This window comes from Ruegeria sp. E8, from assembly GCF_056533985.1.
On the sequence record NZ_JBQFOY010000004.1, the window covers coordinates 242,298 to 267,601 of the forward strand.

28 protein-coding genes are annotated in these 25,304 nt (G+C 58.5%); 13 read left to right on the plus strand and 15 right to left on the minus strand.

Annotated elements, in window-relative coordinates:
- Positions 1 to 18 precede the first annotated feature (18 nt).
- The 6 genes from ACR0LF_RS08045 to ACR0LF_RS08070 all read left to right on the plus strand — a co-directional run bounded on the left by ACR0LF_RS08045 (position 19) and on the right by ACR0LF_RS08070 (position 3,843).
- Positions 19 to 240 carry a hypothetical protein gene (locus ACR0LF_RS08045; protein WP_480579446.1) on the plus strand — a complete coding sequence of 74 codons (222 nt, stop codon included), beginning with the start codon at positions 19 to 21 and terminating at the stop codon, positions 238 to 240.
- Positions 237 to 1,517, plus strand: coding sequence for a dihydroorotase (gene pyrC / locus ACR0LF_RS08050; RefSeq protein WP_480579448.1), 1,281 nt, complete (start codon positions 237 to 239; stop codon positions 1,515 to 1,517). Before ACR0LF_RS08045 ends, pyrC begins: the two co-directional genes overlap by 4 nt.
- Positions 1,517 to 2,122 carry a glycerol-3-phosphate 1-O-acyltransferase PlsY gene (gene plsY, locus ACR0LF_RS08055; protein ID WP_480579450.1) on the plus strand — a complete coding sequence of 202 codons (606 nt, stop codon included), beginning with the start codon at positions 1,517 to 1,519 and terminating at the stop codon, positions 2,120 to 2,122. The genes pyrC and plsY overlap by 1 nt, the downstream gene beginning before the upstream one ends.
- Positions 2,119 to 2,394: a hypothetical protein gene (locus tag ACR0LF_RS08060; RefSeq protein WP_480579452.1), complete on the plus strand. Its 276-nt coding sequence runs from the start codon at positions 2,119 to 2,121 to the stop codon at positions 2,392 to 2,394. The genes plsY and ACR0LF_RS08060 overlap by 4 nt, the downstream gene beginning before the upstream one ends.
- A 175-nt stretch (positions 2,395 to 2,569) precedes the next feature.
- Positions 2,570 to 3,046 (plus strand): YHS domain-containing (seleno)protein, encoded by a 477-nt coding sequence (locus ACR0LF_RS08065; RefSeq protein WP_480579454.1) that lies wholly within the window; start codon positions 2,570 to 2,572, stop codon positions 3,044 to 3,046.
- Positions 3,047 to 3,306: 260 nt separating this feature from the next.
- Entirely contained in the window at positions 3,307 to 3,843 is a 537-nt protein-coding gene (locus tag ACR0LF_RS08070) for an outer membrane protein (RefSeq protein ID WP_480579456.1), read from the plus strand.
- A gap of 38 nt (positions 3,844 to 3,881) precedes the next feature.
- Here ACR0LF_RS08070 and ACR0LF_RS08075 read toward each other — a convergent pair whose 3' ends face one another.
- Complete coding sequence (locus tag ACR0LF_RS08075; protein WP_480579458.1) at positions 3,882 to 4,865, minus strand: quinone oxidoreductase family protein; 984 nt, start codon at positions 4,863 to 4,865, stop codon at positions 3,882 to 3,884.
- A 191-nt stretch (positions 4,866 to 5,056) separates the two neighbouring features.
- Between ACR0LF_RS08075 and ACR0LF_RS08080 the strand changes: the two genes are divergently transcribed.
- The gene (locus tag ACR0LF_RS08080; RefSeq protein ID WP_480579460.1) at positions 5,057 to 5,914 is read left to right on the plus strand and encodes a DUF2189 domain-containing protein; all 858 of its coding nucleotides are present in this window, start codon (positions 5,057 to 5,059) and stop codon (positions 5,912 to 5,914) included.
- A gap of 30 nt (positions 5,915 to 5,944) precedes the next feature.
- Here ACR0LF_RS08080 and ACR0LF_RS08085 read toward each other — a convergent pair whose 3' ends face one another.
- On the minus strand, positions 5,945 to 6,931 hold the full coding sequence (locus tag ACR0LF_RS08085) for an NAD(P)H-quinone oxidoreductase (RefSeq protein ID WP_480579462.1): 987 nt from the start codon (positions 6,929 to 6,931) through the stop codon (positions 5,945 to 5,947).
- A gap of 61 nt (positions 6,932 to 6,992) precedes the next feature.
- Positions 6,993 to 7,685 carry a COQ9 family protein gene (locus tag ACR0LF_RS08090; protein WP_480579464.1) on the minus strand — a complete coding sequence of 231 codons (693 nt, stop codon included), beginning with the start codon at positions 7,683 to 7,685 and terminating at the stop codon, positions 6,993 to 6,995.
- 111 nt (positions 7,686 to 7,796) lie between these two features.
- On the opposite strand from ACR0LF_RS08090, the gene rpsU reads away from it, so the two are divergent.
- Together rpsU and ACR0LF_RS08100 are read left to right on the plus strand one after the other, a co-directional pair.
- A complete protein-coding gene (gene rpsU, locus ACR0LF_RS08095) occupies positions 7,797 to 8,003 on the plus strand; it encodes a 30S ribosomal protein S21 (RefSeq protein ID WP_005614280.1) in 207 nt (68 codons plus the stop codon).
- A gap of 294 nt (positions 8,004 to 8,297) precedes the next feature.
- A complete protein-coding gene (locus tag ACR0LF_RS08100; RefSeq protein WP_480579466.1) occupies positions 8,298 to 9,257 on the plus strand; it encodes a CAP domain-containing protein in 960 nt (319 codons plus the stop codon).
- 45 nt (positions 9,258 to 9,302) lie between these two features.
- Here ACR0LF_RS08100 and ppk2 read toward each other — a convergent pair whose 3' ends face one another.
- Positions 9,303 to 10,220, minus strand: coding sequence for a polyphosphate kinase 2 (gene ppk2 / locus ACR0LF_RS08105; protein ID WP_480579468.1), 918 nt, complete (start codon positions 10,218 to 10,220; stop codon positions 9,303 to 9,305).
- Positions 10,221 to 10,500: 280 nt separating this feature from the next.
- Between ppk2 and ACR0LF_RS08110 the strand changes: the two genes are divergently transcribed.
- Entirely contained in the window at positions 10,501 to 11,340 is an 840-nt protein-coding gene (locus ACR0LF_RS08110; RefSeq protein ID WP_480579470.1) for a CPBP family intramembrane glutamic endopeptidase, read from the plus strand.
- Between the two features lie 3 nt (positions 11,341 to 11,343).
- Here the strand turns inward: ACR0LF_RS08110 and ACR0LF_RS08115 are convergent, their stop codons facing one another.
- On the minus strand, positions 11,344 to 11,802 hold the full coding sequence (locus ACR0LF_RS08115) for an Lrp/AsnC family transcriptional regulator (RefSeq protein WP_480579472.1): 459 nt from the start codon (positions 11,800 to 11,802) through the stop codon (positions 11,344 to 11,346).
- A gap of 135 nt (positions 11,803 to 11,937) precedes the next feature.
- Between ACR0LF_RS08115 and ald the strand changes: the two genes are divergently transcribed.
- A complete protein-coding gene (ald, locus tag ACR0LF_RS08120; RefSeq protein WP_480579474.1) occupies positions 11,938 to 13,056 on the plus strand; it encodes an alanine dehydrogenase in 1,119 nt (372 codons plus the stop codon).
- Positions 13,057 to 13,246: 190 nt separating this feature from the next.
- Here ald and ACR0LF_RS08125 read toward each other — a convergent pair whose 3' ends face one another.
- A complete protein-coding gene (locus ACR0LF_RS08125) occupies positions 13,247 to 14,053 on the minus strand; it encodes a mechanosensitive ion channel family protein (protein ID WP_480579476.1) in 807 nt (268 codons plus the stop codon).
- Positions 14,054 to 14,267: 214 nt separating this feature from the next.
- On the opposite strand from ACR0LF_RS08125, the gene ACR0LF_RS08130 reads away from it, so the two are divergent.
- Positions 14,268 to 14,966 carry a glutathione S-transferase N-terminal domain-containing protein gene (locus ACR0LF_RS08130; RefSeq protein ID WP_480579478.1) on the plus strand — a complete coding sequence of 233 codons (699 nt, stop codon included), beginning with the start codon at positions 14,268 to 14,270 and terminating at the stop codon, positions 14,964 to 14,966.
- A gap of 48 nt (positions 14,967 to 15,014) precedes the next feature.
- Here the strand turns inward: ACR0LF_RS08130 and ACR0LF_RS08135 are convergent, their stop codons facing one another.
- The 9 genes from ACR0LF_RS08135 to ACR0LF_RS08175 all read right to left on the minus strand — a co-directional run bounded on the left by ACR0LF_RS08135 (position 15,015) and on the right by ACR0LF_RS08175 (position 24,314).
- On the minus strand, positions 15,015 to 15,461 hold the full coding sequence (locus tag ACR0LF_RS08135; RefSeq protein WP_480579480.1) for a YtoQ family protein: 447 nt from the start codon (positions 15,459 to 15,461) through the stop codon (positions 15,015 to 15,017).
- An 81-nt stretch (positions 15,462 to 15,542) separates the two neighbouring features.
- Positions 15,543 to 17,939, minus strand: coding sequence for a phenylalanine--tRNA ligase subunit beta (gene pheT / locus ACR0LF_RS08140; protein ID WP_480579482.1), 2,397 nt, complete (start codon positions 17,937 to 17,939; stop codon positions 15,543 to 15,545).
- Between the two features lie 78 nt (positions 17,940 to 18,017).
- Positions 18,018 to 18,824 (minus strand): CE1 family esterase, encoded by an 807-nt coding sequence (locus ACR0LF_RS08145; protein ID WP_480579484.1) that lies wholly within the window; start codon positions 18,822 to 18,824, stop codon positions 18,018 to 18,020.
- A gap of 229 nt (positions 18,825 to 19,053) precedes the next feature.
- Entirely contained in the window at positions 19,054 to 19,635 is a 582-nt protein-coding gene (locus ACR0LF_RS08150) for a hypothetical protein (RefSeq protein ID WP_480579486.1), read from the minus strand.
- A 1-nt stretch (position 19,636) separates the two neighbouring features.
- Positions 19,637 to 20,710, minus strand: a complete 1,074-nt coding sequence (gene pheS / locus ACR0LF_RS08155; protein WP_480579488.1) for a phenylalanine--tRNA ligase subunit alpha — start codon at positions 20,708 to 20,710, stop codon at positions 19,637 to 19,639.
- 70 nt (positions 20,711 to 20,780) lie between these two features.
- The gene (locus tag ACR0LF_RS08160; RefSeq protein ID WP_480579490.1) at positions 20,781 to 22,151 is read right to left on the minus strand and encodes a glutamate--cysteine ligase; all 1,371 of its coding nucleotides are present in this window, start codon (positions 22,149 to 22,151) and stop codon (positions 20,781 to 20,783) included.
- Positions 22,152 to 22,216: 65 nt separating this feature from the next.
- On the minus strand, positions 22,217 to 22,744 hold the full coding sequence (locus tag ACR0LF_RS08165) for a hypothetical protein (protein WP_480579492.1): 528 nt from the start codon (positions 22,742 to 22,744) through the stop codon (positions 22,217 to 22,219).
- Complete coding sequence (locus ACR0LF_RS08170) at positions 22,741 to 23,589, minus strand: GNAT family N-acetyltransferase (protein ID WP_480579494.1); 849 nt, start codon at positions 23,587 to 23,589, stop codon at positions 22,741 to 22,743. Before ACR0LF_RS08170 ends, ACR0LF_RS08165 begins: the two co-directional genes overlap by 4 nt.
- Entirely contained in the window at positions 23,589 to 24,314 is a 726-nt protein-coding gene (locus ACR0LF_RS08175) for a 16S rRNA (uracil(1498)-N(3))-methyltransferase (protein ID WP_480579496.1), read from the minus strand. The genes ACR0LF_RS08170 and ACR0LF_RS08175 overlap by 1 nt, the downstream gene beginning before the upstream one ends.
- 12 nt (positions 24,315 to 24,326) lie before the next feature.
- Between ACR0LF_RS08175 and ubiA the strand changes: the two genes are divergently transcribed.
- Entirely contained in the window at positions 24,327 to 25,289 is a 963-nt protein-coding gene (ubiA, locus tag ACR0LF_RS08180; protein WP_480579498.1) for a 4-hydroxybenzoate octaprenyltransferase, read from the plus strand.
- Positions 25,290 to 25,304 lie beyond the last annotated feature (15 nt).

Sequence of the window (25,304 nt, forward strand, 5' to 3'; positions counted from 1 at the left end):
TTAATCTACGGAGATCGGTTGGTTCGCACACGACGTGTCTATGTTGTCACGTCGCGAAAAGCGTGGGAGTTCAACAAGGACCTGAAGTCCAAAGACCTTGAAATCGACCGATTTCTGGACTTTTCAAGCCATCGAACACGAGTGACTTTTGACCGTCACCCGTTTTTCTCATTTAACAACCTTTCCGACCCCGATGCCGCTTTGAAGGCGTTGACCCAAGCCCGAGAGGCCTCGACATGACTGATCTCATTTTCGCCAACGCCCGCCTGATCGACCCCGAGGCCGGGACGGACACAACTGGCTGGTTGCAGGTGGACGATGGCCGGATTGTCGCCCGAGGCGAAGGAAGCGCGCCGAAGTCTGCAGGCCAGATCATCGACTGCAACGGTAAGTGCCTCGCCCCCGGCATCATCGATATCGGCGTCAAGGTTTGTGAACCCGGCGAACGCCACAAGGAAAGTTATAAATCGGCGGGCCTCGCCGCTGCGGCCGGGGGTGTGACCACCATCGTGACCCGCCCCGACACCACCCCCGCAATCGACACACCCGAGACACTGGAATTCGTCACCCGCCGGGCACAAGCCGATACACCGGTCAATATGCTGCCGATGGCCGCCTTGACCAAAGGGCGCGAAGGGCGTGAGATGACCGAGATCGGGTTCCTTCAGGATGCAGGCGCGGTGGCCTTTACCGATTGCGACCACGTCATCACCAATACCAAGGTATTTTCCCGCGCCCTGACCTATGCAAAATCCTGCGGTGCGCTGGTGATTGCCCATCCTCAGGAACCGGGGCTCAGCGCCGGGGCGGCGGCGACCAGCGGCAAGTTTGCAGCCCTGCGCGGACTGCCTGCCGTTTCCCCCATGGCCGAACGTATGGGGTTGGACCGCGACATCGCCCTGCTGGAGATGACCGGAGCCGCGTATCACGCTGACCAGATCACCACCGCGCGCGCGCTGCCCGCGTTGGAACGGGCCAAGCGCAACGGGCTGGACATCACCGCTGGCACCTCGATCCATCATTTGACTCTGAACGAGCTGGACGTGGCCGACTATCGCACCTTCTTCAAGGTCAAACCGCCCCTGCGGTCTGAGGACGACCGGCAAGCGGTGATCGAGGCGGTACGATCAGGGCTGATCGACATCATCAGTTCAATGCACACACCGCAGGACGAAGAAAGCAAACGCCTGCCGTTTGAAGAGGCGGCGTCAGGGGCCGTGGCTCTGGAAACGTTACTGCCCGCAGCGCTGCGTCTGTATCACGCCGAACAACTGGACCTGCCGACCTTGTTCCGGGCGATGGCGTTCAACCCGGCCAAACGGCTTGGTCTGACAAGCGGTCGATTGGCGGAAGGCACCCCGGCAGATCTGGTTCTGTTCGACCCGGATGTGCCATTTGTGCTTGATCGTTTTGCCCTAAAATCCAAATCGCAGAACACGCCGTTTGACGGCCAGCGGATGCAAGGTAAGGTCATTTCGACCTATGTCGCAGGTAAAGAAGTGTTTCGGAGTTCCTGATGCCCCCTTTCGACAACTCGACGAGTGAACTGTTCCAATGGGCGGTGACTGGATATCTGATGGGTTCTATCCCCTTTGGCCTGCTCCTGGCCAAGGTCATGGGGCTGGGCAACCTGCGTGAAATCGGGTCGGGTAACATCGGGGCGACGAACGTTCTGCGCACCGGGAACAAGGCCGCTGCCGCACTGACCTTGCTGTTTGACGCGGCCAAAGGCGCGGTCGCCGTTTTGATTGCCCGCGCCTATGCCGGAGAAGACGCCGCGCAGGTCGCGGCCCTTATGGCCTTTCTAGGTCATTGCTATCCCATCTGGTTGGGTTTCAAGGGTGGAAAAGGAGTGGCCACTTTTCTGGGTCTTTGGCTGGCACTGGATTGGCGTGTCGGGATCGCTTGTTGCCTCACCTGGCTGGTCGCGGCATTGATCTGGCGAATATCATCGGTCGGAGCGCTGGCCGCTGCCGCGCTCTCGACCGCATGGGTGCTGGTGCTGACAAACGGGCAACCCTTTATCTTGGGGATTATCCTGACACTTTTGATTTATTGGCGCCACAGCACCAACGTTGCGCGGATCAAGGCCGGAACCGAGCCGAAAATCGGAAAGTCGTGACCGCGCCGGACAGTTTCGTTTCCGCCTTCTTTGCACTGCCCGAAGGCAGTTTCACAGGTACGTCCGGTAACCAACGTTATGTCGTCGTGCGTCAACAGATGGCTGGGGGAAAATCCCACAAGCTGGTCGCGCATGAACTGGGCGGGACCGACTATGTCAGCTTGAACATGTATCAGACGCACGCCAGCGGTGCGTTGCTGAAACCGTGTGAAATGCCGGCCAGCAAAGTCATTGCGTTTGTCCTGAACCTAAAACCGGACGCCGAATGCTGACCCTGCATAATTGAACAGGTGTTATTCTCTGACGCACAATCACAATTCATTGCTTTGAACGTGATCGAACCGCTCCCCAAATCGCTGTCGTGACGGTCAATTACGGGCCACACAGGACAACAACCGGGGCCTTCGGGAACTCACTGAACAGGCTCCTTTCACGAAAGGTGAAGCAATGAACAAGTTTAAATCTCTGGTCGGCGGCGTCGCTCTGTCTGTTGCACTGGCAACTTCGGCTTTGGCCGCTGGTGTGGAAATCAACGCAAGCTCGACCGGTCTGGCGATGCAGGGCTATGACCCGGTTGCCTATTTCACCGATGGCGAAGCAACCAAGGGCGACTATCGCATCACCACGCTGCATGACGACGCGATGTACCGTTTCTCGTCGGAAGAAAACAAAGCTGCATTCGAAGCCAACCCGGAAGCATACCTGCCCGCATACGGTGGCTACTGTGCCTTCGGTGCGGCCATGGGCTTCAAATTCGACGGTGACCCGAACCACTGGAAAATCGTTGACAACAAGCTGTACCTGAACCTGTCGCAAGACATCCAGGAACGCTGGGAAGGCGACATCCCGGGCTTCATCGAAAGCGCAAGCGCAAACTGGGAAACCATTGCCGACAAGACCCCGGCGGAACTGCAAGCGCAATAATCCGCTGAAAAAATCGGACGTGTCGGCGGCGGAGTGTTCCGTCGCCGCATGTCGTTTGAAGACTTCTCAATCCTTCCTACCTTTTCTGTATCAGAAGTGCCCGGATTCACAGGGCACCGGCGTGGCCTTTCGGGGTTTAGCGCCAGAATTTGGGCTGGAATTCGTAGGTAACACTGATCCGGTCACGCGGTCGGATCGTAATTGTCTGCATAAGTGAGCTGAACTTCACCGAAGCAGAGTGACAATCGAAAGGAAATGAGATGACTTTGAAACTGGCTCTCATCACCACTGTCGCGACCGTGGTTGCGGGATCGGCCATGGCGCAATCCTCGGGCAACTGGACCGGATTCTACGGCGGTCTGCAATTGGGTTATCTTGATGTGGACACCAATGTGGCCGGCGTCGATGGCGATGGTGCGATTGGCGGTATTATCCTGGGTTATGATTATGACCTAGGCGACTGGGTCGTTGGCGGCGGTTTTGACTACGACTGGACAGACGTGGACTTGTCTAACGTCGCGGTGACCGTAGAAGATGTATGGCGCCTGAAAGCGCGCGCAGGATACAAGGTGAACCCGCAAGGCCTGCTGTACGGAATTGCCGGATACGCCGAAGCAGGAACAGACAACCTCGGCAGCGATGATGGCTGGTTCATCGGCGCTGGGTACGAGCAAATCGTGGCACCGAACGTGAGCGTCGGTGGAGAGTTGCTGTACCACGAATTCGATAACTTCAATGGAAGCACGGTGGATGTGGACGCAACCACACTGCAAGTCCGGGTCGCCTATCGGTTCTGACCTGCTTTTGGACCCGGCTTTTCTAGCCGGGTCTCAGTTCAGAGGTCCAGAATTGTGCTGCCGGTCGTCTGTCGTGCCTCAAGCGCACGGTGGGCATCGGCGATCTGGTCAAGCGCAAAACGCTGATCAATGTGGATCTTGACCTCTCTGCCCTCGACCTTGCCAAACAAACGGCGCGCCATTGCCTGACATACGGTGTGATCCGCGATATGCGTGAGCAAGGTGGGCCGGGTGATCTTGAGCGACCCTTTCTGAGCCAGAACACTGATGTCGACGGGTGGCACCGGACCAGAGGCGTTGCCAAAGGAAATCATCATCCCCAACGGCTTCAGGCAATCCAGCGATCCTTCGAACGTGTCAGCCCCGACCGAGTCCATCACCACGTCCACACCTTGACCTTTGGTGATCTCAGCCACGCGTTCGGCAAAGTTTTCTGTCCGGTAATTGATGCAATGCGCGGCCCCGTTGAACCGGGCCAGGCTGCATTTCTCGTCTGTCCCTGCCGTCCCGATCAGGGTGATCCCCTCGGATTTCGCCCATTGGCAGGCGATCAGCCCTACCCCACCAGCCGCCGCGTGAAACAGCACCGTATCCCCTCGTTTCAGCGGCGTGGTTCGATGAAACAGGTATTCAACGGTCAATCCCTTCAGCATCATTGCCGCGGCGGCTTCGAATGTGATGTCATCCGGCAGCGGGCATACCTGTGCCGCAGGCATCACGCGGGCCTCGCAATACGCACCTGGGGGGACTGCCGCATACGCCGCCCGCTGACCCGGTTGCAGATGTGTCACCCCTTCCCCAACCACCTCGACGATACCTGCGGCTTCCATGCCCAAAGCATGGGGAAGATCAAGGGAATAGAGGCCAGTACGTTGATAAACATCAATAAAATTCAAACCACAGGCCTGATGACGAATACGCACCTCACCCGGTCCGGGATCGCCCAATGGCCTGTCCTCGATCCGCAACACCTCGGGCCCGCCGAATTCGTGAATTACAACTGTCTTTGCTGTTGTCTGCATCCTGACCTCCTGTTGCTGACATCAAGCTAACATGCCTGCGAGGCAGGGCAATCCGTCCGGTGCCGCAGTGTTTATCGGGATTTCGCCAAACTGTGCTATACTGGGTCAGGCGTTGTCGGCTGGTCCGGCCACGGACAACGAATTGCCGGATCCGCTCCGCGGCGCGACTCTCGCCAGGGAAGGGGATGAAAATGGCTAAAACAATCGGAAATCCGATCAGCTGGGCCGCCCAGAATCTGGGGGCGGCCGGTGATCACGTCTCGGAAAGCGTCTCGCAACTCGGCAGTGCGGACACCAAGCATCTGCCAATGGTGCAGACCTTGACGATGCAAGACCTGCGCGCCTGTCTGAGGGCGGGATATCAGGACTTTATTGAAACACGGGCGGACGCCGTTTTCATTGTGTTGATCTACCCGATCGCCGGACTTTTGATGTTCGGCTTTGCCCTGAACATGAACATGGTCCCGCTTTTGGCGCCTCTGGTCGCTGGCTTTGCCCTGATCGGACCTGTTGCCGCCGTGGGCCTTTACGAAATCAGCCGGAAACGCGAGCAGGGCAGCGCGGCGCATTGGCTGGATGCATTCGGTGTGTTCCGATCACCGTCATTCGGCGCAATTCTGGTTTTGGGGTTCTATCTTGTGATGCTGTTGCTAATCTGGTTGATGGTCGCACAGAGCATCTATACGCACACAATGGGCCCTGAAGCCCCCGCATCGCTTGGCGCATTTGCTCAGCAGGCCTTCACGACGACTGCAGGCTGGACGATGATGATCGTCGGAATCGCTGTTGGTTTCGTGTTTGCGCTTTGCGCACTGGCCATCAGTGTGGTCAGTTTTCCGTTGCTTCTGGACCGGAAAGTGGGTCTGCCCGTGGCGGTCGTGACATCGTTTCGCGTGTTGCGTCACAATCCCGGCGTCGTCCTGACCTGGGGTTTCATCGTGGCGGCTCTTTTGTTTCTGGGTGCCCTGCCGATGTTGTTGGGCCTGATCGTGGTAATGCCGGTTCTAGGCCATGCCACGTGGCACCTGTACCGCCGCGCGGTTGCGTGAGCGCGCAGGACGGACCCGCGCGCCCGGTTTTCAACCCGCGACTTTCAGGACGATCTTGCCAATATGGCCCGAGCTTTCCATGCGTGCATGGGCAGCGGCGGCCTCGGCCAGATCAAATTCGCTATCCATAACAGGTGCAACCTTGCCAGCCTCTAGCAGCGGCCATACGGCCTCGCGCAAATCTTGCGCGATCTGAGCCTTGACCAGATCGCTTTGCGGGCGCAGCGTGCTGCCGGTCAGGGTCAGGCGCTTGACCATCATCAGGGCAAAATTCAGCTCGACCTTCGGACCTTGCAGGAACGCGATCTGAACCAGACGCCCATCCTCGGTCAGGGCTTTGACGTTGCGCGGGATGTAATCGCCACCCACCATATCGAGGATCAGGTTCGCCCCGCCTTCGGCCCGCATGACGGCCACGAAGTCCTCGTCGCGATAGTTGATCGCCTTTTCCGCACCCAGCTTGACGCAAGCCTCGCATTTCTCGTCCGACCCTGCGGTGGCAAAGACCCGAGCACCAAAGGCATTGGCCAGTTGGATAGCCGTTGTGCCGATTCCGCTAGAGCCCCCATGAACCAAAAACCGTTCGCCCGCCTTCAGCCCTCCGCGCGTGAAAACGTTGGACCAGACGGTGAAAAAGGTCTCGGGCAGGCACGCCGCCTCTTTCATTCCCATGCCTGCAGGCACCGGCAGGCAATGGGCGGCAGGGGTGGTGACGTATTCGGCATAACCTCCGCCCGGCAGCAATGCGCAGACCTGATCGCCGACGGACAACCCTTCGATCCCCGCACCCACCGACACAACCTCGCCCGACGCCTCAAGCCCCGGCAGATCGCTGGCACCCGGCGGCGGATCATAAGCGCCTGCGCGCTGCAACGCATCGGGGCGGTTCACCCCGGCATAGGCCACTTTCAACACCACCTGCCCGTCACCCGGTTCTGGGACAGGACGCTCGGTCATTTGCAATACGTCAGGGCCACCCGGTTCGGTGATCTCAACAGCGCGCATCATCTGGGTCATAGGCACCTCCTTTGCGCAATGCCTAGCAGGCATCAGCGCCAAGGCCCAGCGCCAAGACGCACTACTTTCGGGGGTTCAGCATGCCCGGCAGGTCAGCGCGCATTTTCACCGGCGCCTTGACCTGACCTGCCAACCAGTTCGGAACCGCCAGAAACGGATTCAACACCGGGTTGTCGCGCACCTGAGCTTTGAGTTTCTCAAACTCCATGACATTTTCAATCCGGCGGTCCAGAAATTCCCACGTGCGCTGATGATCGGGGCTGTCATCCCCCAGCCAGAACAACAGAGTCGAGGAATAGACCCCCGACAAAGTGGCCCGCTTCGTGTACCAGTTCACATCATCCGAGGTATCGCCCAGCGCGTCCCAGATCAGATCACAGGTCTGCCAAACCGCCTTGGCACCGTCGGCCGCATGGGTCGGCAGGGAAAACAGCGTCATACCCCTGCGCACCAGTTCTTTGTCTTCAACGGCCTGCAACCGGAACCGAACAGCAGCGGCAATCCTATCGCGGAATTTCAGCCCGCCCAGGTCCTCTGACTTGATGCGATCCAGCATCGCCTGATCCCCGAGCGCGTGATAGGCCAGTGCCAGATCAACCGCCCCACGCGGACAAATCGCGCGGGCCAAACCGTCATCGAGACCACAATCGGAAATGGAGGCGCGAAAGCTGGTTTCTGACCACCCATCGAAGGGAACATGGGTCAGCATCGCGTCCAAAAGCTGCTGTTTTGCATCTTCATAGGTGGTCGTCATGGCAGTTCTCCGGTTGTCGGACCCAGTACTAGACAAGTTAGAGCGGCTTTGCTATACGGCCAACTCCTGCAATTTCCTTGCAACTCTATCTAGAAAGGTGGTGACAACCACATGCAGGTTAGTGTTCGCGACAATAACGTCGATCAGGCGCTTCGTGCCCTGAAGAAAAAGCTGCAGCGCGAAGGCGTGTTCCGTGAAATGAAGCTGAAGCAACATTTCGAGAAACCGTCCGAGAAAAAAGCGCGCGAGAAAGCTGAAGCGATTCGCCGTGCCCGTAAACTGGCGCGCAAGAAAGCCCAGCGCGAGGGTTTGCTCTAAAACCTCGCTCGTCCAGCTTTGGATGACACTATTTGACGACCCCCGAGGCACCGCCCGGGGGTTTGTCGTTTCAGGGTTCGGTTTTATTCCGCCGACACCTGCTTTTGGATGTGCGGCAAGCCGCCGTTTTCCCACCAGCAACATTTTGCCCGGCATTTTGCAGCGCAGCGAATCCCGCATCGGTAGCATTGCCCTGCCAGAATTCGCCTAAAATTTCCGCACCACTATCTGACCTCCGCAAGGCGCCTGTAACTGGCCTCGTCCAATCAGACGACACCTATAACGGAGGCTACCATGTCGACTGCAAGTACAATCGAGCAAGAAATGCTGGCGCTTATCAATGCCGAGCGCACATCCCGCGGGCTGAACCCGTTGCAGCTGGAAAGACAGCTGAACCAATCATCCGAAGACCACAGCAGTTGGATGCTGAACACGGACACGTTCAGCCACACCGGTTCGGGCGGTTCCACCGCAACGCAACGGATGCAAGCAGCGGGCTTTGATCTGGAAGGCAGCTGGCGCACTGGCGAAAACATAGCCTGGCAATCGGAACGCGGCGCACCCGGTATCAGCGACGACGTTGCCCAACTGCACCAGAACCTGATGAACAGCCCGGGGCACCGTGCGAATATCCTGAACCCTGATTTCAAATACATCGGCATCGGTGTTGAAACGGGAGACATGCAAGGCTTCAACGCCGTGATGGTCACGCAGAACTTTGCGACTACCGACGCGGCAGTGATGCTGGACAACGGCAATGCTCCGGTTCCACCGGCACCGACCCCACCTGTTGACGAGGTCGCAGAGCCAGAACAACCGGCACCTGAAACGCCGGACACTGGTGTGACTCAACCGGAAGAACCTGTAGCGGAAACGCCGGATACTGAGGTTTCCGAGCCGGAGGCACCCGGAACCGAAACACCCGACACCGACGTTGTCGAAACGGAAGAACCGGGAACCGAAACTCCGGGCGTTGAAGAGCCGGACAGCGGATGTTTCGACGTGGCTGCCTTCCTCGCCGAATTGGACGCCTTCATCGATGCTCTTCAGGCGCGTTTCGATCAGTTTGACTGGAATGACGATGACATGACCACGGCCGATACGGCCGGCGACGACATGGACATCGTTTCGGGTGAAGACACGGACCCGGTTGAAGATACGGTTGGCGCCTGCTCTGGCGCAGCAGGAGAAGACGACGGAGATACCGACATGTTTAACGTCTTCGATTGGGGCTGCATGATGGAAGCAGCCTGACAAGGTTCTGGAGCGGGGCAGTCACGCTGCCTCGCTTCGTCCGTTTCAGTAAATCTTCGGAACGTACAGCTCGTCCGGCAAAACGCGGCGCTCGTATTCCGGGTTATACCGCCGGTCCGGCAGATTGACCTTTTCCTGCGGAACGTCCGTATAAGGAACCTTGGTCAATAGGTGCTCGATACAGTTCAGCCGCTCGCGTTTTTTGTCGTTGCCTTCGACAATGTACCAAGGGGCCTCGGGAATGTTGGTGCGGAAAAGCATATCCTCTTTCGCCTTGGTATAGGATTCCCAGCGGATGCGGGATTCCAGATCCATCGGCGACAGTTTCCACTGTTTCATCGGGTCGTGAATTCGCATGAGGAATCGCAATTGCTGCTCTTCATCCGTGATCGAGAACCAATATTTCAACAATATGATCCCCGACCGCACCAGCATCCGTTCGAATTCGGGAACGTCCTGAAAGAACTGTTCAACCTGATCCTCGGACGCAAAACCCATTACCCGCTCGACCCCGGCCCGATTGTACCATGAGCGGTCGAACAGAACGATCTCTCCCGCGGCGGGCAGATGCGGCACGTAGCGCTGGAAATACCACTGGCTTTGTTCGCGACGGCTTGGGGCAGGCAAAGCGACAACACGTGCGACACGTGGGTTCAGACGCTGCGTGATCCGTTTGATCACGCCCCCCTTGCCCGCGCTGTCACGGCCTTCGAACAGAATACAAACCTTGGCCCCGGTATGCTGAACCCAGTCCTGAACCTTGATCAGTTCGGCTTGCAGGCGTAGCAGATTGCGGAAATAAACCTTACGATCCAGCATGTCGGGATGCTGCTCCCGATAGATTTTCCGGACTTCCATTGACAGCATCGGCTCGCTGAATTCAATCTCGAAATCTTCGTCCAGCGTGTCCTCCAACTCGGCTTCTAACCAATCTTTGGGGGCGCCATTGTTTTCGTATGCCAAAGTCAGCTCCTTCTTATTCTTCGGGTCCGGACCATATCGAGCTAGTGTAACCACCTAATGTCATCAGATAAATTGATGCCTAATGCTACGACGCCTGCAACTGGTGCTCATCTGAAAAACAGGTCCAGCGCGGGTATACAGCCTTTAACTTAAACTTGTACGTCTGACCCACGGGATACAAGCGTCAGAATTGACGCAAGGCATCCGGCTTCCGGTTCGCTGCTTGCATTGCCCTGTTTTTGTGCGGCAAGACGGGGTGCGATTAACTGATGAGACCGCTGTGACCTTCTTTCTTTCCCTGATGCCTGCGATCTGGCCCTGGCTGATCCTGATCTCTGCGCAAGTGACAGCCCTGACCCGGCGAACTGGCATCGCTTTGTCGCTGCTGGCTTTGTTTGTCAGCATCGCCTCAGTAACAGGGTTGATGTCACCTGTGGCGATCGCTGCGGTGGTTTTGGGTTTGGTCGGGGCCTCACTGCTTCCGCACCTGAAAGGTTGGCCTGCTGTCACTGGGCACGTAGTATTGATCCTCTGGTGTCTGGCCATGGGGGCACATCTGCTGCCCGGCTTCCATAATTTGAAGGTGCTGGATCAGGTTCAGGCGGGTGTCGGCGGTACAAGCTTCACCATGCATCTGAATCTGGACAAACCCATGGTCTTCTTTGCCGTTCTTCTGGCGTGGGCCGGCATTCTGCGCGGCGCAATTCAGGTCAAACCCATGCCGTTGCTGGCTGGTTTGCTGCTCCTGCCCGGTCTGTTTATTTTGGGTCTGTCCCTGGGGGCGGTGCACCCGGAGTTTTCAGTGCCCAACTGGTGGCTGGTGTTCGCCCTGTCCAACCTGTTCCTGACCTGCCTGACGGAAGAGGCGTTCTTTCGCGGATATCTGCAATCCGCTATCGCCACGCGCCTTGGGGCCACTGGTGGTGTGATCGCAGCCAGCCTGCTGTTCGGACTGGCACATTTCGGCGGGGGTCCGGCGCTTGTGATCTTTGCCTCCATTCTGGGGTTGGCGTGTGGCTTGGGATACTACGCGACCGGGCGCCTCTGGGTGCCGGTGGCAATGCATTTCGGGTTCAATCTGACCCATCTGCTGATATTCACCTATCCCAGCCCCGCCTGAAGATCAGACCGGCAAAGCCGTGGTCTTGAACACGGTGCGCAGCGCAAACGAGCTCTGCATTTGCGCCACGCCCGGCAGCCGGGACAGGTACTGCCGATGGATACGGGCGAAGTCTTCGGTGTTTTCCGCGACCACTTTCAGGATGTAATCCGCAGTGCCCGCCATAAGGTGACACTCCAGCACATCCGGTATCCGGGCCACCGCCTTTTCGAATGCATCCAGAACCTCTTCGGCCTGACCTTGCAACGTGATCTCCACAAACACCGTTGTGGGTACGTTCATTTTCCGTGCATCGAGCAGGGCCACATAGTTGCGGATATAGCCATCACTCTCCAGCCGTTGAACGCGCCGGTGGCAGGCAGACGGAGATAGATTGACCTGCTCCGACAACTCCGAATTCGACATTCGGCCGTTTTTCTGAAGCGCGGTCAGAATCTTGCGATCAGTCGTATCCAAGCTCATTCGTGCAACTCCTTTGCAAAGTTTTTTAAAAATACGGGAAATTATTCCAAAGAAAAGTCCATTGGCACGTTTTCTTTCACAGAAATTGCACTGAAAACTGCACATAATTTAGGCAGTTTATAAACGGAGAGCCCCATGAAAATCGGTTGCCCCAAGGAAATCAAACCTCAGGAATTCCGCGTCGGGATGACGCCCAACGCCGCTCAGGAAGCGATTGCGCGCGGTCACGAAGTCCTGATCGAATCCGGTGCAGGCATCGGCGCGGGTTTCGACAATGACGCCTATGTCGCGGCCGGTGCCCAGATCATCGACACAGCAGAAGAGGTGTTCGCCACCGCTGACATGATCGTCAAGGTCAAGGAACCTCAGGCAGTGGAACGCAAGATGCTGCGCGAAGGGCAGTTGCTGTTCACTTATCTGCACCTGGCTCCAGACCCAGATCAGACGCATGACCTGCTGGAATCGGGCTGTACCGCGATCGCCTATGAGACCGTGACCGACGCGAACGGAGGCCTGCCCCTGCTGGCCCCGATGTCCGAAGTCGCCGGTCGTCTGGCGCCTCAGGTCGGCTCGTGGACCTTGCAGAAGGCCAACGGTGGGCGCGGGGTTCTGATGGGCGGCGTACCCGGTGTCGGACCGGCCAAAGTGGTGGTGATCGGCGGCGGCGTCGTCGGTACGCACGCGGCAAAGATCGCGGCCGGCATGGGCGCTGACGTCACCGTTCTGGATCGGTCCTTGCCGCGGCTGCGCTATCTGGATGACGTCTTTGGCGGAACCTTCAAGAACCAGTATTCGACAGCGGGTGCCACGGCCGAGCTGATCCAGGATGCCGATATGGTCATCGGTGCGGTTCTGATCCCCGGCGCTGAGGCTCCGAAACTTGTCTCGCGTGCTCAGTTGTCGACGATGAAAGCCGGTGCCGTATTGGTCGACGTTGCCATCGACCAGGGCGGGTGTTTCGAGACGTCGAAAGCCACCACCCACGCCGACCCGATCTATGATGTCGATGGCATCATGCATTATTGTGTGGCCAATATGCCGGGTGCCGTGGCGCGCACCTCGACCATCGCCTTGGGCAACGCGACAATGCCCTTCATGCTGTCGCTGGCGGACAAAGGCTGGAAACAAGCGTGTCAGGACGACCCGCACCTGTTGGAAGGCCTGAACGTCCATGCCGGCAAGCTGACATACTACGCTGTCGGCAAAGCTCTGGGCATCGACGTGGTTTCGCCCAACGTGGTCGTCAAGTCGTAAAACCTCTCGCCCCTGAAATCGCTTTTGAAAAAAGCGATTTACAGCGTTGGGCGCAGCGCCACGCCAAAGGCGTGGCGCGGTTGGTTCAAAGCCAGAGGGTCGGACAAAGAAAAAGGCACCGCGCCTCTGCGCGGTGCCCGGCCCAACCGGAGGAGGGCATTTCCAATACCCGCTCGACGGGCGGGAGCCCTCACCCCTGTTTCTGTATTTCCACCGAATGTGGATAAGGGATCGAAACACCCTTGGCGTCGAAGGCTTCCTTGATCGTTTTCGTAAGCTCGAACTTGACGTCCCAGTAATCAGCCGCCGCGCACCAGAGCCGAGCCGTCAGGTCCACCGAACTGTCGCCCAGATTTGTGACCCGAACCCATGGCTCGGGATCGCTGTGAATACGGCTGTCCGCTTTGGCCACATCCAGAATGATCTTCATGGCATCATCCGCACTGTCCCCGTAGTCGATACCAAACACGAGATCGACGCGGCGCGTGTCATGGGCGGAGTAGTTTGTGATGATCGAGCCCCAGGACTGACCGTTCGGCACGATGATCTGCACATTGTCGGGCGTGACCAGTTCGGTCGTGAACAGGTTCAGGTCCTTAACCGTCCCCGCCGTGCCACCGATATCTACATATTGGCCCAGCTTGTAAGGGCGGAACACAACCAGCATCACACCGGCCGCCAAATCGCTGAGCGTGCCTTGCAGCGCCAGACCGATGGCCAGTGACGCAGCACCCAGAATGGCGACGATACTGGTGGCCTCGATCCCGAAGATTCCCAGAACGGCAACCAACACCATGGCCAAAATGGCCCATTTGACGAGGCTTGCCATAAAGTTCCCAAGTGTGGGATCGATATGCGGGGTCGAGTTGATCCGGCGGCGCACCATGCCCCCGATGGCGCCAGCTACGATCCAGCCCAGGATCAGAACGACAAGCGCTTTGACCGCATTCATGATCAGCGGGGCATATGCTCCCACCTGTGTTACGACCTCATCCACGCGCATCTCCTTTCAACAGCAAGAAACCCGCGAAGTTTTCGCGGGGGTCGGCAAATAGTGAGCCAAGTTTACCTGCAGGTCTAGGTGCGAGTTTCCTTGGTTTTCCCCGTTGTTCGCCAGAAAACACAGCCTGACCGGAAATACACATCCCGAGGGCTTACATGCTCGGGGAATGATCCTTAGTTTTGACAGGACATCCAAACAGGAGCCTTCAATGCTGGACACCGAACCACATCCGATCATGGCCCGCTGGCCCGCGCAATCCCCTGAAAAGATCCAACTGTACTCCTATCCGACTCCAAACGGCGTGAAGGCGTCAATCATGTTGGAAGAAACCGGCCTGCCCTATGAGGCGCATCTGGTGACGCTGGCAGACGCGGATGTCAAAAGCCCTGAGTTTCTGTCGCTGAATCCAAACAACAAAATCCCGGCGATCATCGACCCCAATGGGCCGGATGGTGAACCGCTTGCCCTGTTCGAAAGCGGCGCGATCCTACTGTATCTGGCCGAGAAGTCAGGCATGCTGCTGGGTCAGAACGCCTCAGACAAACATCGCGTCACCCAGTGGCTGATGTTTCAGATGGGCGGGGTTGGCCCCATGCTCGGCCAGCTTGGCTTTTTCTACAAATTCGCAGGCAGCGAAATCGAAGACCCCCGCCCCCGCGAACGCTATATCAACGAAGCAAAGCGCCTGCTGAACGTGGTCGACACTCAACTGGACGGGCAGGACTGGATCGCGGGCGATTACTCCATCGCGGATATCGCCCTTGCGCCGTGGCTGAATGCCTTGGACTTCTACGGTGCGAAAGAGATTGTTGGCTGGCACGACTACGCCAACGTCGTCGCCTATGTCGACCGCTTCATGCAGCGCCCGGCGGTGCTACGCGGTAAAAACATACCCCCGCGCCCCTAATCATATCGCCATTGGAAGGGTGCCCATTCGGGCCCCTCTTTCCACAGTTCAGCCTGGTAGCGTACCCGTCAGCACGTATCGCAGGATTTCGACCACCTGAGCGGGCTCCTCGGCCACGGCCAACGCGGCCGCGTCCACCTCTTTCAGCGCGTGCTGATGATCGGGGCCATGCAGCACGATGATGGATTTACCCAGTGCCGCAGCATAGCCCGCGTCAAAAGCTGCGTTCCACTGTTTGTACTTGTCGCCAAACCGAACAACCACCACATCGGCATCCGAAATGCCCTTGCGGGTGCGGATCGCATTGACCATCGCACCCTTATGGTCATGCCAGTACTTGTTCGGTTCATCCCCCAGAATGGCAATGCCGCAATCGTCGCTGGCTGCGTGATCGGTCACTGGGCTGTTGAAGGTCACATCCAGCCCCTGCGCGCCGTCGATGATCTGTTCACGCCAGTCAGTATGGATTTCACCAGAGAGGTAAACGTTCAGCATCTTTCGTCCTCCGCAAAAACGGAAAGGGCGCAACCGCCCCTTCATCTTTTCAAAAATACTCCCGCCGGAGGCGGTCCGACATCAGCCGCGCAGAACGCCGCCGGTCGCCTTGGTGACCTTGGTGATGATCTTTTCGGCCACAGCCTCGATGTCTTTTTCCTTCAGCGTGGCGTCCGTTGGCTGCAGACGCACTGTGATGGCCAGGGATTTCTTACCTTCACCCAAGCTGCCACCGATGAATTCGTCAAAGACGCGCACATCTTCGATCAAAGCCTTATCCGCCCCTGCGGCTGCATTTACCAGCGTCAGCGCCTCGACATCGGCATCGACGACAAAGGCAAAGTCACGCTCAACCGCTTGCAGATCGCGCAACTCCAGCGCGGCGCGGGTCGCTCCGGATTTGCGCGGCATCGGCACTTGATCCGGCCAGATGGTGAAAGCCATCGCCGGGCCTTTGATGTCCATCGCCTGCAGGATACGCGGATGCAGCTCACCGAACACGCCCAATACCTTTTTCGGTCCCAGACAGATCTTGCCGTGGCGGCCCGGATGCCACCAGGCGTCGCCATCGCGCATGATCTGAACCTTTGCCGGAGCTCCAATGGCAGCCAGTACAGCCTCGGCATCCGCCTTGGCGTCGTACAGATCAACCGGGCGGGATGCGCCATGTACATCCTTGGGTCCGTCGCGTCCGACCAGCAAACCTGTGATCTGCGTTTGCTGATCACCGGGCTCGCCGTCATGAAATACCGGGCCAACCTCGAACAGGGCAACATCGGCGTAGCCACGCGCCTGGTTGCGGGCTGCGGCCTGCAACAGGCCGGGCAGCAGATCGGGGCGCATATGGCTCATCTCGGACGATATCGGGTTTTCCAGCTGCGTCGCCTCATCGCCACCGCCGAACAGCGCCGCCGAGGCCTGATCGATGAACGTATAGGAAACGCATTCGTTATACCCCAACGCCGCACAGGTGCGCCGCGCCATGGACTGACGACGCTGCGTCGGAGTCATCACCGGTTTCGGAATACCATCGGTAATACGCGGCAGAGGTTTGCCCTGCAGCTTGGTCAGGGACGCAATCCGCGCCACCTCTTCCACCAGATCGGCTTCGCCCATGATATCGGGGCGCCAGCTTGGTACATGAGCCATCTCGCCTTCCAGACGAAAGCCCAGCCGGGTCAGGGTCTGACGTTGTTCGCTTTCGGGAATGTCCATACCGACCAGAGACTGCACACGTTCGGCATCCAGCTTATAGGCACGTGCATGGTTTGGCGCTTTGCCTGCATCGACAACCTTGGACGCCTCACCGCCGCAGATATCCAGGATCATCTGTGTCGCGTGCTCCAGCCCTTCCAGCGTGTATTCGGGGTCTACACCACGTTCAAAGCGATAGCGCGCGTCCGAGTTGATCTTCAACGCACGGCCCGTCAGCGCGATCTGCACATGATCCCAGAACGCACTTTCGAGGAAGACATTCACAGTCTCTTCGGTACAGCCGGTTTCCTCACCACCCATGATGCCCGCGATGGATTCAGTACCTTTGTCATCCGAAATCACCATCATGCCGGGCTGCAGGGTGTATTCCTTCTCATCCAGCGCCACCAGTTTCTCGCCACCTTTGGCGCGATGTACACGCAGGTTGCCTTGCACCTTGTCGGCGTCGAACACGTGCAGAGGGCGGTTGTGGTCGAATGTCATGTAGTTGGTGATATCGACCAGAGCCGAGATCGGGCGCAAACCAATCGCCTTCAACTGATCCTGCAGCCATTGCGGGCTAGGGCCGTTCTTGACACCAGTGATCAAGCGTCCGGTAAAATGCGGTGCACCGTCCAGCGTATCCTCGTCGATCGTTACCTTGATTGGGCTTTCGAAATCGCCCGGGACCGGCACGTAATCGCGTTCCTTCAGCGTGCCGACGCCCCGCGCCGCCAGATCGCGGGCAATACCTGCGACACCCAGCGCATCCGGACGGTTCGGCGTGATCGCAATCTCGATCATCGGATCAACTTTCGACGGCTCATTCTCGGCCAGCCAATCGACAAAGCGGTCACCGACCTCACCCGAAGGCAGCTCGATGATGCCGTCATGTTCGTCCGACAGCTCCAGTTCGCGCTCAGATGCCATCATGCCAAAGCTCTCGACGCCACGGATCTTGCCGACGCTGATGGTCAGATCCAGACCGGGGATATACATGCCCGGCTTGCAGACCACGACGGTGATCCCTTCGCGCGCGTTCGGCGCACCGCAGATGATCTGCAGCTCACCCTCATCGGTGTCGACCTTGCAGACGCGCAGCTTGTCGGCGTCGGGGTGTTTCTCGGCATGTTTCACATAGCCCAGGGTAAAGCCCGACAGCCGGTCCGCCGGGTTCACGATCTCTTCGACCTCGAGCCCGAGATCGGTCAGCGCCTCGGCGATCTCGTCAACCGACGCATCCGTATCGAGGTGGTCTTTCAGCCAGGACAGAGTGAATTTCATTGCAAGCGGCCTTCTTGGGCAAACATCCGTTTGGCACAGGCAATGGCAAAGATTGCGCCGGGGTGCAAGCGCTGCGCGTCACGGATAGGTGGGGGTGCGGCCCAAAAGCTCATCCAACTGCCGCCCGATCCAACCATGCGGGATGAAATGCCCGCCGGGATGGGTATCGAGCGTGACCTGCCCCTGCGCGCAATCGGCCCATTCCACCCGGCTGAGGGTCAGGATCGGCACCACGCTCCAATCCCCGGCCGGGGTGGCGGTGTCGCAACCATATTTCTGCCGCCACAGCGCCACCGGATAGGTGGTGTCGCCATTCGCGCCGTAAGGAAAATCCATCACCGTATCGCTGAGCCCGTGTACATGGCGCACTTCGCGCGGGGCCTCAGGGCAATCCTCGGTCTGGCGGATGGTTCCGGCCACGCCCAGCAGCGCGCCGATGTCATCCCCCGACTCGCAAGCAAAGCGCCAAGCCATCGCGCCGCCGAAGGAATAGCCCGAGACATAGATGCGCTCCGGGTCAATCGGATAGCGTCTGGCCACGTCCTCTAACACCCGGTCGGCAAAGGGCACGTCGCCAGTGTCCGAGGTCCAGAAATCCCAACTTTTGCCCAGCCCGTTAGGGGCCACCAGCAACACGCCACGCCGTTTCGTGGCCCCGGCGATGCGTTCGTGATTGACCACCACAGTCCCCTGCCGCGCCCAGCCGTGGAAATGCAGCAGCACGGGCAGAGGCGTTTCACCGTCCCAGCCATCGGGTTCCAGCACATGGTACGAGCGGTCGCCGACCTCACAGGCCGTATCGCCGTGGCATTCGGTGTTCCAAGGCCCCATGGCGAAGGTGGGTGAGGCGGTCAGCAACAGAAGGCAGAGCAGTCGATAGATCATGCTGGTGACCCTACTCGGCCCGCGACCGAAGTCACTTAACAACCCTGTGGGATATTGTGACAAGCCGCGCCATCGCCAGACCGCGGGATGGCGATCCTCGGGTTGTGTCGGGCACTTTTTTCCAGCCAAATCCGCACGCTGTTCGAGCGGGGCTCTGGCGGAGACAAATCGCCAGCCCGTGCGGGCGGTCTGGCGATAGCGCGGCGGCCTATCGGCCTTTACTCCGCGCCTAGTAACTTAAAGGGAAACCAGTTTGTTTCTCATATCGCCTATTCTGCTTAGGTATCCGTTGGTTATATCGACTTCTGTTCGTTACAGTCTCAATCAACAGTAAATCGGTACGCATTGACTTAAGCATATTACTCTTTGCAGCTTCGAAGTCTTCGCTTGAAATCGGGTTTTCTATTCCCCTCAACGCACCAATTGACATTGCTTGAAGCCGTCCGTTCACGTTCAGAACAGAGTGAACCACAAAACTTGGGCAGTTAACCTGAATCTGCATAGCTTCTGTATCTAGAGAGCTACACACCTTTTCTAGGTTACTTCGCATCTCCAAGTCAGGCAGGACGCTACGACTTCTCTCAATGTAGTCAAAATACCAAAACAAAGCAGCATTCATCTCACCGATGAACTTACTATATTGCTGCATTCGCTCATCTCGGAACTGGAAATGCCTCTCCATGTGTTGAACTTTGGACTTTTGCCACATCGCAAGTAGTGCTGCGATCACAGCAACAAATACTGTAACCAACGCTTGCAATAGCACCGCAATTCGAGACCAGGCCTCGGGAGAAATTTCCTCCCAAAACACCTTACCTACTCAAACCACCATGCAGGTTCGGCATATCCAGCGCCGCAAACCCATAGTGGCGCAGCCAGCGCAGGTCGCTATCAAAGAACGCCCGCAAATCCGGAATCCCGTATTTCAGCATCGCCAGACGGTCGATGCCGATGCCAAAGGCAAAGCCCTGATAGACCTCAGGATCAATCCCACCCGCAGCGATCACCTTGGGGTGGACCATGCCGGAGCCCAGAATCTCCATCCAGTCGTCGCCCTCGCCGATCTTCAGCTGGCCGTTATCCCAGGAACAGCGGATATCGACCTCGGCCGACGGCTCGGTGAAGGGGAAGTGCGAGGCGCGGAAGCGCAGTTCGACATCGTCGACCTCGAAGAACGCCTTCACGAACTCTTCCAGAACCCATTTCAGGTTCGCCATAGAGATATCCTTGTCGATGGCCAGACCTTCGACCTGATGGAACATCGGCGTGTGGGTCTGGTCATAGTCGGCGCGGTACACGCCGCCCGGACAGATCACACGAATTGGCGCGCCCTGCTTCTCCATCGAACGGATTTGCACCGGAGATGTGTGCGTTCGCAGCACGTGCGGCGGGCGATTGTCGCCCTCGGCGCGGTGCATGTAGAACGTATCCATCTCGGCCCGTGCGGGGTGGTGGCCGGGGATGTTCAGGGCGTCGAAGTTGTACCAGTCGTCCTCGATCCGCGGCCCTTCGGCCACCGAGAAGCCCAGTTCGGCAAAGATCGCAGTCAGTTCCTCGGTCGCCTGGCTGATCGGGTGGATCGAGCCCTGACGACGCGCGCGGGTCGGCAGGGTGACGTCCAGCCATTCGGTGCGCAGACGCTCATCCAGCGCGGCATCGGCCAGCGCGGCCTTTTTCGCGGAAAGCGCCGAGTTGATCTCATCCTTCAGGGCGTTCAGCGCGGGGCCTGCAATCTGGCGTTCCTCGGGCGTCATCTTGCCCAGCTCGCGCATCTTCAGCGCGACTTCGCCCTTTTTGCCGACGGCGGCGACGCGGATCGCCTCAAGCGCGTTTTCGTCGCCCGCCTCGGCGATCTGCCCCAGATATTTTGCCTTAAGATCGTCCATGACGCCCTCTGAATTTGGTCGCCAACCTGCTATCGGCCCCGCCCCGTGAATGCAAGCGGGACGGTGCGGATCAATAGCTGTATTCGGGGAAAATCCGGGTCAGGTCGCCATTCCAGTCGCCATTGTAGTGATCCAGCAACTCATCGGCAGGAACCTTACCGGTATCGATGCTTTCCTTGAGCGCGTTGAGGAAATGCGTCTCATCCGGGACCAGCCCGCCCGCGCCGGGGAAGGCACGGGATTTCAGACCAACCTCGGAAATCGCCACGACCTCACGCGCCAGATCGTGCATGTTGATGTCGCCGACCTGTGCCTGAAGGCCATGAACCGCGGCCTGAACGCGCAGTTCCTCGCGCGTTTCAGCGTCCCAGCCCTTGACCAGATCCCAGGCCGCATCCAGCGCACCCTGATCGTAAGTCAGGCCGACCCAGAAGGCAGGCAGCGCACAGAGGCGACGCCACGGGCCACCATCGGCACCCCGCATTTCCATGAATTTCTTGATCCGCGCCTCGGGGAAGGCTGTGGTCAGATGATCGGCCCAATCGCTGAGGGTCGGCGTTTCACCAGGCAGCGCGGGCAGTTTGCCTTGCAGAAAGTCGCGGAAGGACATGCCCAGAGCGTTGATATATTCACCGTCGCGGTAGACGAAATACATCGGCACATCGAGCGCGTATTGCACGTAGCGTTCGAACCCGAACCCCTCTTCGAACACGAAGGGCAGCATACCAGTGCGCGCATCGTCCAGATGCCGCCAGATGTGGCTGCGCCAGCTTTTCTGGCCGTTGGGTTTACCCTCGAAGAAGGGCGAATTGGCAAACAGCGCCGTCGCCACCGGCTGCAACGCCAGCGCCACGCGCAGTTTCTGCACCATGTCGGCCTCGGACCCGAAGTCGATATTAACCTGAACGGTACAGGTCCGGCGCATCATGGCGCGGCCCATGGTGCCGACTTCCTCCATGTAGTCGTTCATCAGCCGATAGCGCCCCTTGGGCATCAGCGGCATTTCCTCATGCGTCCAGATCGGGGCTGCACCCAGACCGATGAAGCCCACGCCGATCTCATCGGCGATATCCTTGACTTCACGCAAATGAGTGTTCACCTCATCGCAGGTCTCGTGGATGGTTTCTAGCGGAGCGCCCGACAGCTCCAATGCGCCACCAGGTTCCAGGCTGACATTGGCGCCGTCCTTTTCCAGACCGATCAGCTTGCCGCCTTCACGCACCTCATCCCAGCCGTGACGGTCGCGCAACCCTTCCAGAACCGCAACGATGGACCTTGTGCCTTCGAATGGCAGCGGTTTCAGCGTGTCCTTGCAATAGCCGAACTTCTCATGCTCGGTTCCGATTCGCCAATCTGCCTTGGGCTTGCAGCCCGATTCCAGATATTCGGCCAGTTGCTCATGGCGTTCGATCGGCCCGCCGCCGGACTGAGGGATGGACATGAACCGTGCTCCGATCCTGATGTGTCTGTCTTGAAAGTCACTCGTGGTCGCAAATGACGCCAGTGTCAATGCAACCGGATATGTGCCGGGCGCGAAGGTATACGTTCCCAGATGACGACCGGATGCCGCGACTTGCCGTTGAGTTCCGACAGCATTTGCTCGGTTTTCAGGCCCGGCAGGCTGGAAAACACATCGAACAAGGCCTCGGCCCCTTCAGCATTCACAGGAATGTGAAGCGTCGGTTGTCCCGGTTGATCCAGAACCCAATGTGCCGGGCTGGAGGTTGGGTCGAGCGCAAGCCGTTCGATTTCTCGGGTCGCAACGATGCCACCATCCAGCGGGCCCAGATAGGTGATCTGGCCTTCATCAACCGTCACCACACCCTGCCCACCCGCACCGGTTCTGAAACGCGCGCGCTGTACGCCGATCACGGTCAAAGCCGCCGACACCAGGATCAGGAACCAGCCCAACCATGCCAGCAACCCGCCCGGCCCGCTGACCCAGCTGAGGCCAAGGATCAGGACAAAGGCCGCGACCAAAACTTCGCGCCAGCGCCACAGCGCCAGTTTTGCCTCGGGTCGGATGAAACTCATAACGCGGACTCCGTTTGATCATTGAACAGAACCAGTGAGAATGAACCGGCTGGCACGAAGCCAATAGCAATGTAAGCACGAGCGGCTGCATTTGAAGCGGCGAACAGTACGGCTCGGCCCACTCCTGCCTCGCGCGCCTCTTTCAAATGCAAAGCGACTGCGGTGCGCGCGTACCCTCGTCTTCGCAGATCAGGAGGTGTAAACACCCCACCTATCTGAACGACATCCGAAAGCGCAGAGTTAAATCCTGTCATCGCAACAGGCTTGCCGTTGTGAATCATGGCTCTATGACTGTCGCGCAAAAGATAGCGTTCAATATCCTCCAGGGCCTGCTTGTACGGTTCCTTATACAGCAATCCCGGGGTCTCCCTTAGGTATTCCTTCCGCCATGCAATCGCTTGATCGCGATCCACTTCTGACAAAGCAACAAGGCTCACGTCTTCCATCTGCGGAACAACAAGCTCCGCTAGATTTAGCGAGAATGCCGGTTCATCGTCATTGAGACCTGTCGACCTGTCTCGCCAGCCTGCTACGTCGATGATTTTTCGAACCTGTTCTGATTCGCCAATGATTCCCGAGACCTCTCGACTGCCGATCAGATCGCAGATCTCAGCGAGCTCTGCATGCAACGGGCTGGGACATTGCGGGAAAACCATTCCTTCATTGGTAATACCCAAGACACCTCGCAACGGATCCCCCAGCAACCAAAACGACATGCTACGAGGATGGGAACCACTCAGACCGTAGTCTCGCAAGTTACCCAATGGAAACATCGAGCTTTGGATGTGCAGACGTAAAAACCGTTGAACTTTTGGAATGTCCTTCTGTAGCGCTGCGCGCCACATCACGACCAATCCCCCAACGCCTGTTGCCACATAGTCAACGCCGCAACGGCCGCCGTATCCGCCCGCAGGATACGCGGACCAAGGCTGACAACATGCGCATACGGCAGCGCCGTCAGGCGGGCACGCTCCTTATCGGAAAAGCCCCCCTCCGGGCCGATGAGAATCGCCCACGGGTGCCCCTTTTCATTGGCGGCCAAACGCAGGGCCGAGCCAACTTCGGCCTCGTTGCAGAACATCAACTGACGGTCTTCCGGCCAACTTTCCAATACACGGTCCAGCCGTTGCAAATCCGCGACCTCGGGCACGAAGGTTCCGCCACATTGCTCAGCCGCTTCTACTGCGTGCGCCTGAAGCCGGTCCTGCCGGATACGTTCGGAATTGGTGAATTCGGTCTGCACCGGTAGGATGCGGGCCGCGCCCATCTCGGCGGCTTTTTCAACGATGAAATCGGTGCGCGCCTTTTTGATCGGTGCAAACAAAAACCAAAGATCGGGCGGCAATTGCAGAGGTTTCGTCTGCGCGGTGCAGGTCAGAACGCCGCCACGTTTTCTGGCCTCGGCCACCTCGGCCAGCCATTCGCCATCCTGGCCGTTGAACAGCGCCACAGTCCCGCCAACCGACAGCCGCATAACGCCAAACAGGTAATGCGCCTGGTCGCGCGTCAAAGGAACCGATTGCCCCTGACCCAAGGGCTGCTCTACATACAGTCTGATCTTCGCACTCATGAGACCTTACATATGCAAGGCAATGCCCCAACACCAGATGGTCAAGTCTCCGATGCCGTCAGCGGCAACTGGGTCGACACCCATGCCCCGGCCTTTGCTCGGCCCTATCTGCGCCTCAGCCGTGCGGACCGACCTATCGGGACATGGTTGCTGCTGATTCCGTGCTGGTGGGGATTGGCACTTGCCATCCTGAATGACGGCCAGCCTCGATTGGAAGACCTGTGGATTGCCATTGGGTGCGCTCTGGGCGCGTTTCTGATGCGCGGTGCCGGTTGCACCTGGAACGATATCACGGACCGGGAATTCGACGGGCAGGTTGAACGCACACGCTCGCGCCCGATTCCTTCGGGTCAGGTCAGCGTCCGGCAGGCTGCGGCCTGGATGATCCTGCAATGCCTTTTGGCGTTGGGCATCCTGCTCAGCTTCAATCAGGCGGCCATTGCCATGGGCGTTCTGTCCCTGCTGCCGGTCACGATTTACCCGTTTGCGAAACGGTTCACGTGGTGGCCTCAGGTGTTTCTCGGACTGGCCTTTAACTGGGGGGCGCTTCTGGCCTGGGCAGCGCACAGCGGCTCAGTGGGATGGCCGGCGGTGACGCTGTACCTGTCGGGCATCGCGTGGACCCTGTTCTATGACACGATCTACGCCCATCAGGATGCTGATGACGATGAACTGATAGGCGTCAAATCCACCGCGCGGCTATTCGGAAACGATACGGCGAAATGGCTGAAGTACTTTCTGGTCGCGACCGTGTCGCTGATGGGGCTGGCCATCATCGATGCAGGGGTGCCAAACGCGTCATTTCTGGCAATGGTCATAGCGCTGAGCGGCCCTTGGGCAATGGGCTGGCACATGGTCTGGCAATTGCGCGCGCTGGACATCGAAGACAACGCCAAGCTGCTGCAATTGTTCCGCGCCAATCGGGATACCGGCTTTATTCCGCTGATCTTCCTTTGCGTCGCATTGCTGCTCTGATTGCACCTGCTGACC